13 protein-coding genes and 1 pseudogene are annotated in these 11728 nt (G+C 51.8%); 3 read left to right on the top strand and 11 right to left on the bottom strand.

Annotation, left to right across the window (positions count from 1 at the left end):
- Positions 1–270: 270 nt before the first annotated feature.
- From BHU62_RS22845 to BHU62_RS22795, 11 genes are all read right to left on the bottom strand, one after another.
- Positions 271–1107: a DUF4942 domain-containing protein gene (locus BHU62_RS22845; protein ID WP_073534699.1), complete on the bottom strand. Its 837-nt coding sequence runs from the start codon at positions 1105–1107 to the stop codon at positions 271–273.
- Positions 1108–1205: 98 nt separating this feature from the next.
- Entirely contained in the window at positions 1206–1535 is a 330-nt protein-coding gene (locus BHU62_RS22840; RefSeq protein WP_073534698.1) for a DUF5983 family protein, read from the bottom strand.
- A complete protein-coding gene (locus BHU62_RS22835) occupies positions 1532–1900 on the bottom strand; it encodes a TA system toxin CbtA family protein (protein ID WP_073534697.1) in 369 nt (122 codons plus the stop codon). The genes BHU62_RS22840 and BHU62_RS22835 overlap by 4 nt, the downstream gene beginning before the upstream one ends.
- Before the next feature lie 59 nt (positions 1901–1959).
- A complete protein-coding gene (locus tag BHU62_RS22830) occupies positions 1960–2298 on the bottom strand; it encodes a type IV toxin-antitoxin system YeeU family antitoxin (RefSeq protein WP_073534696.1) in 339 nt (112 codons plus the stop codon).
- A gap of 28 nt (positions 2299–2326) precedes the next feature.
- On the bottom strand, positions 2327–2806 hold the full coding sequence (gene radC, locus BHU62_RS22825; RefSeq protein ID WP_073534703.1) for a RadC family protein: 480 nt from the start codon (positions 2804–2806) through the stop codon (positions 2327–2329).
- Positions 2807–2832: 26 nt separating this feature from the next.
- The gene (locus tag BHU62_RS22820; protein ID WP_236720711.1) at positions 2833–3291 is read right to left on the bottom strand and encodes an antirestriction protein; all 459 of its coding nucleotides are present in this window, start codon (positions 3289–3291) and stop codon (positions 2833–2835) included.
- Between the two features lie 193 nt (positions 3292–3484).
- Positions 3485–4729 (bottom strand): O-antigen ligase family protein, encoded by a 1245-nt coding sequence (locus BHU62_RS22815; RefSeq protein ID WP_073534695.1) that lies wholly within the window; start codon positions 4727–4729, stop codon positions 3485–3487.
- A 52-nt stretch (positions 4730–4781) separates the two neighbouring features.
- On the bottom strand, positions 4782–5942 hold the full coding sequence (gene rfaQ / locus BHU62_RS22810; protein WP_078062104.1) for a putative lipopolysaccharide heptosyltransferase III: 1161 nt from the start codon (positions 5940–5942) through the stop codon (positions 4782–4784).
- Positions 5943–6471: 529 nt separating this feature from the next.
- The gene (locus BHU62_RS22805) at positions 6472–6948 is read right to left on the bottom strand and encodes a hypothetical protein (protein ID WP_073534693.1); all 477 of its coding nucleotides are present in this window, start codon (positions 6946–6948) and stop codon (positions 6472–6474) included.
- An 81-nt stretch (positions 6949–7029) separates the two neighbouring features.
- Complete coding sequence (locus BHU62_RS22800) at positions 7030–7377, bottom strand: hypothetical protein (protein ID WP_073534692.1); 348 nt, start codon at positions 7375–7377, stop codon at positions 7030–7032.
- Between the two features lie 827 nt (positions 7378–8204).
- Positions 8205–9065, bottom strand: a complete 861-nt coding sequence (locus tag BHU62_RS22795; RefSeq protein ID WP_073534691.1) for a hypothetical protein — start codon at positions 9063–9065, stop codon at positions 8205–8207.
- Positions 9066–9932: 867 nt separating this feature from the next.
- On the opposite strand from BHU62_RS22795, the gene BHU62_RS22790 reads away from it, so the two are divergent.
- From BHU62_RS22790 to BHU62_RS22780, 3 genes and pseudogenes are all read left to right on the top strand, one after another.
- Positions 9933–10523 (top strand): inovirus-type Gp2 protein, encoded by a 591-nt coding sequence (locus tag BHU62_RS22790; RefSeq protein WP_073534690.1) that lies wholly within the window; start codon positions 9933–9935, stop codon positions 10521–10523.
- 129 nt (positions 10524–10652) lie between these two features.
- A complete protein-coding gene (locus BHU62_RS22785; protein WP_073534689.1) occupies positions 10653–10859 on the top strand; it encodes a helix-turn-helix transcriptional regulator in 207 nt (68 codons plus the stop codon).
- Between the two features lie 293 nt (positions 10860–11152).
- A pseudogene (locus BHU62_RS22780) lies at positions 11153–11332 on the top strand (transposase domain-containing protein); the annotation flags it as partial.
- Positions 11333–11728 lie beyond the last annotated feature (396 nt).

Here is an 11728-nt window from a genome sequence, read left to right as displayed (position 1 = left end):
TCGACAATTGTCTATAAATTATTTAAATTTAATGATTATTTTTGATGCGGTTTGTTTTATACCCTCATTTGTACCCTCAGTCCCTTTGGGTAGACATGCGGGACCACATCGGGAACGGCAGAGTGCTATTGGGGCTATTAAGTGGCGTCCCCGATACATTACACGGCACACCTGAACGAGCCCCCCGAAAAACATGCCAGAAACGCCAAGGCAACGTTGTACAGGGGGCGCTTCGCTTATGCAAGCATGCCAGTAAAAGAGCGATGGTGTTCAGGTGCGTGAGGGGAGCGCGGAAGGAAAATGTCTGGCAATGATATCGTTCATCTTCTCTATCAGGTCAGGCCGTTTGAACGTAATATGCGTACTTCCCTTCTGAAAGTACCTGATTGCGAACATATCATCCTCATAGTAGGTACTGCTCCTTTTTGAATGGATATGATCGCCAAGACGGCGAGTGACATCTTCGCGATTGTCCGGGATCGGTTTGCCATCAAGGAGCATCAGCATGCGTTCAAGATCCGCTAACCGGTCACGTTGCCAGCCCCAGTTGAGTCCAAATCCCCATTGGTCGTGCTTTACGACACCTTCCACAATGATTTTCTTGCCAAACCTGCATGGGCTATTGGTTTTATAGTCCCAACTCAGGCTTTTGAATGTGTTGATGACGCCGCGTTCAAATACCGCTCCCTTACTTTTATGGAGTTGCTCAAACGTACTGAGGATGTTGGCTTCGTTGACGGTTGGGATATCCTCTTTTTCCAGGCTGCTGTGCCACTCAGCACGGGCCTGTGCGTCCATCAGAGAGAGCATGCCGGACTTCAGCATCAGGTCTCTCCATATATCGCGATCAATACTACGGGTAATGGCTTTCATGGCGATTTCCGGTTTTTCCGTAAACCAACAGTCGTAGCGATGTCCCGGCCGCATACCCCAGTCTTGGGCGGTGCCACCACCGATGCTGTTGGTCAGCGTTGAGATAGCATCAAGCTGGCGGATTAACGCATCAATCTGTTCCAGGGCGGTATTACGTCCGGTGATGATGCGTTCAATGCTGGTGGAGCAAATTACCTCTGTGTGGCCGGTTAATACTTCAGGTTCAGTCTGCATATTTCGTACTCCATAATGAAAACACCCGCCGGTTTAAGGGCGGGTGCTATGTTGTGGTACCTGTCATTGTGTTTGGGGCAGGGAGGATGTGGGGGCGTTCACCAGTCAAAGGTCTCAATCCCCGATAGAATTTCGCCTGCCGCATCGAGGTTCAGGAGAGCGATGGGGTGATGGTTCATCAGCGTAACAACCAGCCGGCGGCAGGCTTTTGACACCCCTAACCGTTTAAGATGAAGTACCGGATGCTGCCAGGCATTGAGCCGAATCAGGTACCCCGTGCCGGTAAAATGGAGCCACTCACCGTGGCCATACTCCTCCTGCTGGCGTGAGGCGTAATACAGCAGAGAGTTATCTCCGTCGGTGATATGAGCGGTACTGCACTGAATACCCGTGAGGAGTGCGCTGGTGGGGAGCGTGTCACTGCTCATGGTTGCTTGCCTCCCTGGATGGCACGCGTGACCTCTTGGTAGCCGGCTCGCGTCATCAGGCCGCAGGCCCGGCGGGCGCGCAAGATGTCGATGACGGTCACAAGGGGCGATTGCGCCTGACCGCTGAAACCCCGGCGGTCAATGCGTACCAGATCAAACTTTTCCACCATGGCATTCAGCGCATCCGCGAGGGAGATCCTGCCATCGATATGGGCGTGTATCACGGCATCGTCGCTGAATGCAGTGTCGTTGAGCGTCAGGCCGTAGTGCTGCGCCAGCAGGTAGGTGAGCAAAGATTGCCAGACTATTATGGGGGACGGGCACGACGGGGCCGCCCGAGTGTGTGACGCGGGTACTGTTCGCATAAGGCGTATCTCTTTGTTGGATAATAAGAATGGTGTGAGACTAAAAATGCGGGGGCGTTTTACCTGGGCGCTTCAGGTGTCGGATAAATCGAGAGGTAAACGTAGCCGTATGAGCCCAGGCTGCCGGCTTCGCAGGTCAGGCCATGACAATACAATGTGACACAGTGCTGATAACGCGGATTGAGCTCACCGGAGAGCAGCATCAACTCCAGGTGGTTGATGAATTGCGGAAAAGCATTCTCCAAATCATGGCGCTGTGCGTCGCTGAAAATCCCGCTGATGTCAGCACGGTCGGCCAGAAAATGCAGTCGTTCTCCTTCCTGTACCAGACGTGCGCCAAACTGCGGCGTGACGTTGCGTTTCAGTCCCCAGGATGGGACGTTCTTGGTTGATGGCATGTTGTTTCCCCTGAAGACGTCGTACGGATCATAAGAGCCCGTGTTCGGCAAATGAGTACACGGTCAGGCCGCCGACAATGCAGTGGTCCAGTACCCTGACGTCAATCAGCGCCAGCGCGTCCTGTATCCGCTGGGTGATGAGTCGGTCTGCCTCGCTGGGGTCGGCATGCCCGGAAGGATGGCAGTGCGCCACAATGACCGCGGCGGCGTTATGTTTCAGGGCGCCTTTCACGATTTCACGCGGATGCACCTGGGTGCTGGCAATGCTGCCGCTAAACAGGGACTCATGCGCCAGCAGGCGATGCTGGTTGTCGAGATAGAGCGCCATAAAGACTTCGCGCTCCAGCCGGGCCATCTGCAGGCGCAACCAGTCACGCACCATGAACGGGGCTGTGAAGGGCACACCCGGTTTGCGTAAATGCTGCTCCAGCAACGCCAGTGCGCGTTGAATGGTGCGTTGGGTGGGTAAGGGCAGACCGGCGGTTGCCGGAGATAAGGTGATATTCATCATGTGGGGTGCCGTTGTCTGGAGGATTAGTCGATGATGCGCATAATGGCGTTGCTTTCGGGATGGCTAAGGGCGTAATCCCGCAGGCGATAGTAGTGTTCGGTCATGGCATCGCATTCGGTGCGGCAGGTGTGGTGGCTGTAAGTGATGAGGCAAGCAATGATGCCGGCGGCTTCATGTCTCACCGTTGCGCTATTGCCGTTAAGGGCGTTAAAGAGGGCGTATTTTCTCTCCGTCGAAGGGATGATAAAGGCGCCGCCGTTACTGAGGGTGTAAAACTCCCAATAATCTCCGTGGTAGTCCTTACACAGAAGGTTGAGCCAGGAAAATATCGGTGATTCGAGGTGAAGCCATTGCGGAAAGTCACCAAAGTGCTGTAGCCAAAATGACAGGCGATCTTCGTCGCGAACGAGACTCGCAGTCAGTGTTGAGCGATCGATTATCGGACATGTTGATGATGTGCTGTTGGCACTATTCTCTTTCACAGGAATTATCCTTACGTTGAGGTGGATTGGGCCGGCCACAGTGGGGACCGTGAGAAACGCTGGTATCACGCCATAAAAAATGCCCCGCTCAGATGAACGGGGCATGTTGGTGTTGCTCAGAGATGGCAGGTTGTGATTGCCGGGGATGACCCCCTTTGACAAGCGCGTAGTTTTTAGGCGTCTCAGACCATTATCATGTATGGGGCGGTCTGGCGCATATATGCTTTGGCTGCTGTGCATTGAGAGAAAGCCCGGCCAGCAGCGCGGCGATAATGACAAACAGGTGCCCTTCGGACGAGTCCAGCAGGAATGAATTGAACATATTACAGGCCATGTAGCTGCTGAGCACCGCAACAAACAGATTGCGGCGCACTGGCGGCAAGCGCCAGGCAACGCGGTAGCAGTTCCACATCCAGGTGAGAAACGCCATCAATCCCAGCAAGCCGCTTTGCACCGTTTCCAGCAGGTATTCATTGTGCGGGTTATGGACGCCGTAGCCGGTTTGTGCATTACCGTACCAGAAACTGCCGGCGCCGTTGCCCAGCAGCGGGGATTGCTGTATCAGGCGCAGGGCTTCCCGGGCGAAGGCGGTGCGCTGTCCCATGGAGTTGTCGCAGGCCTGATAGGCGGTTTCGGCGGGAGCCCAAATACATCCCTGAATCTGCTGTACACCCAGTGACAGGCGCTCCATGGCGCGATTGGGGGTCATGACCAGCATCACGATAGCCAGTATGCCGCAGGCGAGCACGGCCATTTGCTGCTTGCGCCGGAGGGTAAGCAATAACCAGACGCCCATGCCAGTGGCCAACGCCACATACCCGGTACGCCCCTGCACCATCAGCATAACGTTAAGCGTCGCCAGCAACACCAGCCCCGCATACCCCCAGCGCCGTTTTCCGCTACAGGCAAAAGCACGTGACAACCAGACCAGCGCCGCCAGCGCCATAAACACATTCTGGGTGATCTGCAGCTTAAACACCGTAGGGTTGTCGGGATTCAGCCCGCCCAATGTGACATGACCAAGCCCGCTGGTGAGGCTGATGGCCAATATCGCGGCATTGGCCCACAGAAAGCCGCGGACAAAATGCGTCATCAGCCGCGGGTCCGCCAGGAAGAACAGCGCCAGCGGCAGGACATACAGCAACTTTTGGTATTTGCCGACCATCTTGGGGCCGTAGGCGTGAGCATGCGTCAGCAATGACAACGCCAGCAGTGCAAACATCAGGACCGGCAACCAGACCAGAGGATGGCAAGCCAGGGCAGCCCACTGCCGGATATTGCGCTGCCAGAGCAGACAGATGACAACCAGCCCCAGTGAGATATTCATCAGGGGATTGGAGGTCGGGAGGGAGACACCCAGCAAAAAGGCGGTAAACGCAAACAACCGCTGCTGAGGGGGCGTCTGTATCGACGAGGAAACTGCTGAGTTGAATAGCATCGTGGCGTACTCATTGATAAGAGAAAATAAACGGTGAAAGGCCGCAACGGGGTTAACGCGGCGCAGACCCGGCGAGGGATGCCAGCTGCCGGTTAACCGCCTGTATCACATCGCCGGCCGGGATGGCCGCGAGGTAACGCTCGCGGGTGTTGGTGTCAACGGCTTCCGGGGCGGGCAGCGGGCGATAATCTCCGGCCCACAGCAACGTGTGGGGCGCCTGCCACGGGGACCATTGCGCGAGGTCGCTGGGCCCGAACAACACCACCGAGGGCGTATTTAGCGCGGCGGCCATGTGCATCGGTACCGAGTCGACCCCGATAAACAGCCGCGCCCGGTCAATCAACACCGCGAGCTCAGGCAGCTCCAGACGCCCGGCCAGATTAATCACCCGCTGTGGTAACAGGCAGCCGGCCATAATGGCGCTTATCATGGCGGCTTCATCCGGCGAGCGCCCGCCGGTAAGTACTACCGTTCTGCCCTGGGCGGTCAGGTGGTTAATCACGGCGCTAAATCCGTCCACTGTCCAGGTCTTGAACGCCCAGCGAGCAGTCGGTTGTATCAGCACAAAATCGGTCAGGTGATGGCGCCTGCTGAGCCGGTCAACGTCATCCGCATCAGATTGCCGCCAGGCCTGCGTCACCTGCGTGATTGTCGTGGGCAAGGCCAGGGGAGCCAGAATGCTGAGATTATTCAGCACGGTGTGTTGCGCCGTGTCGGCAGTGTCGACCAGTAACGAATGGCAGGCCCGCCAGAGTCGGTTGTCGCGCTTGGGATAGCGAAACCCCAGACTGAAGGTCGGCTTGAGAAAACGGCAGTACAGCGCCGCCCGCCACTGATCGGAGAGGTTAATCACCAGATCGTAATGGCCGGTCCGCAGGCTGTTCCATAAGGCATGTTCACCGCGGTATTGCGCTTTCAGCCCCTCGCGTTTGAGTTCACGATCCACGGTAAAGGCCAGATAAACATCCTGATTGCCGGCCAGCATCGCCTCGGTGCCTTCATAGACCAGGACGTCGATCAACGCATTGGGGTAGTTGACGCGCAATGTGCTCAGCACCGGTGTCATCAGCAGGACGTCGCCGAAGTGGCGTAGCTTGATGACGAGAATGCGCTGCACACTATCCCGGTGCAAAAGTGCATTGGGTACCCGGCGATCGGGGAGTGTGGCCAGCGGAGATACGGGGCGTTTGCCGGTGGTGCGATGGGCATTCATGGTTCGTCGCCTCAGAAAAATACAAAAGGCCGCTTCAGGGCCGAAAGAGTCCGTGGGGGTAAAAAGAGCGCTGCGCCACGGTCCGATAACCCGGGAAGGCTGCAGGGAGAAAACGCCGTTCCTTCTGCCGTGCTCCCTGAACCGTCAATCTCGTTATCGTGGGAAAGCGTGCGGTTAGCAGACGTTCTCGTCATGGCTGAGTACGGGGGTTTTATCCTGATAAATTGTCGAGCGCTACGTGGTATTCACCGGGTGAATAAAGAGTTACCACCGAATAATATCCTGCTCGATCTTAACGGTGACAGCGCGGCAAAGATAATTGGTTGTACAGATCAATGCGATCTTACCGATCGTTGAAAGCGATCAATCCTTTACAAATTACAGGGTTGCTGAGAAAAGTCTTAACCTCTTGAGGTTATTCATGTCTTTATTGCTGCAGCGTGCAACACGTGTTGAACTCACTCCCCGACCGGAGAGCCTGGTACGGGAAGTGAGCCATCGTTAGCGAATAAACGTGGAGGGGGAAAGATTAGTTCTCACCAGCGGGAATGGCGGCGCCGACTTTACAGTCGGATTGCGAAAACGCGGGCAAAACCTGCCCGGCGCCTTTCAGCGTAAAACGGGTGGTTTGCATCCCTTCACCGCTAACGACCACCGTCTTGCCTTTGCGCAGCTTGTCCCAGGCGAAGCGCACGCTATCCGCACCCACACGGGAGAGCACGTCATTGAATAGGATGGGGTCACTGCCATCAACAGAGACATAAAATGACCGCGTTTGCGTCTGCGCATCATAGTTGGTCAGTGAGAGACCCGCGGCATCGGTGAACATCACGAACATGGCCTTATAGGGATCGCAGCCGATGTAGAGCTGCGATTGTCCCTGGCCACGCACGCTGTATTCTGTCGTTCCCTGTCCCCACCCGCTGGCCCATGGGCCGGTTTCGGCCTGAGCCATAAGAGGTGCCGCCAGGGCACAGCAAAAAAGTCCTGTCATCAGTATCTTCATGAGGTTGTTTCCTTTCGTTAATCGTGTTTTCCAATTTATTGCGGCAAGTCAGGTGTGCTCACCCCGGCCAGTCAGTCGTTATCAGTGCACTATCAGCGCAATGCCCAGGAATACGCCGCCGGCCAGGCCAATCAGTTGGGGCCCACAAAGCCAGAACAGACGCAGCCCCACCAGGCTGAAGAAGCCGCCGGTGGTATAGACCGCATCGGGATGCGCGAGATTACGCAAGAACTGGCCCAGCAAGGCACCGAGGCATCCCAGCGCCGTGCCGACGATAACCGCGAGTATCAGCGTACCGGTGCTGGCCTCCTGGATCTGGCCGGCGGTATTGCGCGTGACCACCAGAAGTGAAAACAGCAAAGCGCCAATACCCCAGCCAAGTAAAGAAGGGGTAAGGCGTGAAGATGCATTCTGTGGGGAAGTCTCCATAGACGGTTGTCTCCTGTGTGACAGTCATATCGTGAGGAAAGGCTATCCGGCTTCCTACTGCCGGGAAGGGTGGTGTGCCAACGCGCAGAGAAAGTGATGCCGGCGTGGTTGCTTGAAGCGTTGGCATCCGTTGAGCGGAGGAAAAGATGGCATCCGCAACGTCGCCCTGGCCGATCTTAATGACGGTTGAAGGCCAAAGATAATGGGTTGTGCAGATCAATAACGCGAAATCGATCGTTGAAAACGATCAATTGGCGGGTCTGCGACGGGGGGGCTACGAAAACGCGTAACGTATTGTTGTAACGAGCTTTATTTCATTTTCGCTCGGAGTGATATGGGAAGGCTAGAGGCTGTTCAACCCTTGTGCTTGTCAGGTCCGTGTACGTCGGACCGGGTGGAAGAGGACGATTTTGGGGCCGATGGAAACGGTGGCCCACCGGGTTGCAACATGAGCCACAGACGCAGGACCAAAGTCAGTAGCGTACCGAGCATGCGAAAAATACGGTACAGGGTCTGCCAGGAAAAAAAAGAGACGGGCTGTGGCTTGTCGGATTGAGACGGTGATGGGGTAGGCATATATCCTCCTGCGGAAAAATAACAAATAGGCAGAGAAAGCATTCTCTGTCGGAATTAGCATGAGGGGAATATAGATGTGAGATTTTTTTGAGTTTTAGCGTAGAGAGTTCCTGCTTGATATCAGAGCAGAGTTATTGATGTTGAATAGGTTTTCTCATGAACAAGCAAAAAAAATAAATAACACCCCATTAATTTAACCTAAGTGCGGACTTTAATGGGGGGGGGCGATGATATAAGAATTAAATAGCTATTTACTTTCCATTGGAATCACGCTCAATAATGTCGTTGAAGTACTCATCTGCCGTCATTCTTCTTTTGGTGAGGATCCCTTTGAGTTTTTCTACGTTTTCATTTTTTAGATAGAATCGTTTATTGATATTGCCAACCTTCATCCTTTCTCTATGGTTGCGTTGATTGATGGCTGGCTTTATTTTATTTACCAATAGCTCTTTTTCGGCGGAAGATGAAATGTAAAAATCAAAGAAATTAAATATGGATAAATTTCTCTCTTCATGACTCACCGGGTTGTACATATTGCTAATATTATATTTTGGTGCGCAAAGATAGTCCCAAACGTATTGACAAGTGCTTTCATCCATATCGTAAAAAAAACGCATAAATGATTCGTTATTGACTATTCTTGCCCAATCTTCTTTTAATTCACGCAGTCTGCGTTGTTTTTTTGATAAGTACAGTGCTTTGTATTTACTGACAACCTCTTTAACCCTTTCACTGTGGTTTCCGGGGTTGGGTTTTTTGATGTCGAAATTTAAACGCCTCCGACGATCTGTACAGTGAAGTTCAGACCAAAACCAGAAGCATGCTCTTTTGTTTTTATGAAACAGAGCCATGTTTTCATCGGTTGGCATGAGTTCATTAAGGTTATGTACCATATCCGATATCACTTCATTAATAGAATTAGTGTCTTTTCCGAAGTAATCATTTAGCTCATCGTTAATATAGCTGCAGATATGTGCCGGGCCATCAAAATGAAAGGGTATGTTGTCTCGCAGGAGCCTTCTGTCGTCAAGGTAATCAATGAAAAAATGGCAGGCTTCTATGTCATTAGACTGCAGGGGGAATGGGGAGTTTAAGGTTGGTTGTGATTTCATTATCGTTAGTCACCCTAAGGATTAGTGCATTATCCGGACGATTACGGCGTAACTATGCCGTAGAATTGGCGCAATGATACACGACTTTTTGTCGCATTTATACGCATTTTTATCCTCACGTTGTCACTACTATCACATACGTTTTTTGATGATTTCCCTATAGCCACAGGTTTTCTCGTCAGCCGAAAACAACATTCTGGATGTATTGAATTGACATCATGCTCGAATCGTCAGCGGCAGTCCATCGATGCAGGTATCAACATGCAGCAATGTGCTATCTACCATAGCGGGATGTTAACGTTACGCTCATGTTGTCGGCCCATGGTTACCCCCCTCCTCGCTGAATGTCCATTCATGACACTTTATTTCCATTTTGAGATCATGAGTCAATGATACGATGAACAGTACAAGATTGATGACAAGGCTTCGATGAATATGTTGCCGGAGTAAAAACCGAAAATGGTTGCTGGCAGGTTTTTTCTTTCCCTTGACGGCGATAATAATCATATTTAATTAACGACGCCATGAATTATTTAGGTAAATAGTATTATTTAATTAAATAATAAGCACCACACACCATTGTGATGATAAGTTGCACCGATATCGTCACCTAATGCGTTAACCTAACTTTCCAATACAGGTTGATGACCCAAACGCCGTCAATGAATTATTCTGCGTTTACTCTGTCCATCATCTGATCGCCTAAGAGGATTGCCTCGTGCTGAAATTTCAGAATCTATGCTGAGTGACAAGGGTGGATTATCTCGATGTTATACGTTGCGCATGGCACCTGTCGTGAGCGTCAGCGTTAAAAAATGACGCCCTCCGGGTATTTCATGATAGCGATACCTAAACTGGAGAATCATCATGAGACACACCCTTAATACGAATCATCAATCCGACAGCATTTTACAAAATCAATTACAGATGCATCAGGAAGCGTTATTTTCACGCTACTCCAAGTTGCTCATGCTCAGGGTCGATTTTGCCTATCGACGTGACAGTGATGCCTTTTGGGATGCAGACGAGAATGAACTGGCGGCGCATATGACCTATCTGATAGCGCAATGTGCAGATATCCCTGGGCTGGTTGGTCATGTCTGGGTCATGGAATATACGGAACGGCACCGTTTTCATGTGCATGCGGCGTTTTATATCGACGGTCAGCGTCATCGAAAAGCCTGGCCATTCTGGGAGCAAATACAACTGCGCTGGGATGATATTACCGATGGGGAGGGTTACACCCACCGATGTGAACCCAAATCGTTTTACCGCGCGAAAGGGGAATGGGTGGTCGCGGCATCAGATACGCACGGGCGCATGGGAATGCAGTACATCCTGAGTTATCTGGCTAAATTAAGTCAACGTACGGAGCGGCCGATTTATTGGCTGAGCGCCGTACCGGCTCCGGTTCTGAGAGGCAGACCCCGTCAACCGAACAGTCAAGTCGGTAGTTAAGGGAAACATTATTCCCACCCATTCAATGGGGCAAGTGAATGGGCCTGATGATTAAAAATTACGTCAGCCCGACATCGTTTGAAGGTATCTCGCTTGGTGCCTTCTCCACTTACTTTTGGAGATAAAACGATGACAAACGAATACCCTCTGCTCAGCGACCAATTTGTTGACATGGCCTTTATCACTCGGCTGACAGGCCTGACGGATAAATGGTTCTACAAGTTGATAAAAGACGGGGACTTTCCGAAACCCATAAAGCTGGGACGCAGCTCCCGCTGGTTGCAAAGCGAGGTTCACGTCTGGCTGCAAGGTCGTATAGATAAATCTCGTGCATAACCCAGCCTTGAGCCGATGACCGTTAAACAGTTACCCCATTTCTTACGTCACCATCCGATAAATAATCAGACAATCTACAGGGCGCAGGCGGCAAGCCACGTTGGCGGTTTACTGCCCTTCCCAAACTGAACCATTCACCGTCATTAGCCAAACAGCAGACGGTATCCTAAGTTGTTTATTCACTGGTATTTACCAGGTGCATCGAATGAGTGATCAAAAGCCGTATGACACGAGAGTGTCACATACGGTTCTGTGAGCAGCCGGAGTGAAATTCTCTCCGGCTGACTCGGCTCTTCGGGAGCGATTACGGTGGTGAGCGTGGAGCGCTGCTGTAGGGTCTGATCGGTACGTGCAGGCTAAATGGCATCAATCTGAAGGCTTACCTTCGATATATCCTTAGCGTGTTGCCGGAGTGGCCGTCGAACAAAGTGGCTGAACTCCTGCCATGGAACGTGGATCTTACCAATAAATAGCCGTCAATACGGTGCTCACTTAACGCTTACAACCTTGCTGCTAAGTCGGATCGTTATCTTTCTGCTTGTCCAGTCATGTGTGGCCTCTCATTTTTTTAATAAAGTTTTAAATAAGACTTTTCGCACGAAGTGGTCGTAATTTGCTCAATCTTGTACTTAAGTCAAACTGATCATTTTCCGCACACCCTTACCCCATGCGGTTTGTGATGTTTTTTCTAAGAAAGTTCTTATTAATCAATTTGATGATCTATTTTTGTTAAATTCGCTATCTGTAAAATTTTGTTACATGTTTTTGTTTCCAATAGCCTGGCTAACGTTTTTACACTTCGGCAATAGGTATTTATCCGAAATCCTCCAACTTCAGACAAATGCTTAAAAACACTGTGTCATGCTCGC

Source organism: Serratia marcescens (assembly GCF_001902635.1).
Classification (GTDB): domain Bacteria; phylum Pseudomonadota; class Gammaproteobacteria; order Enterobacterales; family Enterobacteriaceae; genus Serratia; species Serratia marcescens_F.
This window is presented reverse-complemented; position numbering and strand designations above follow the sequence as displayed.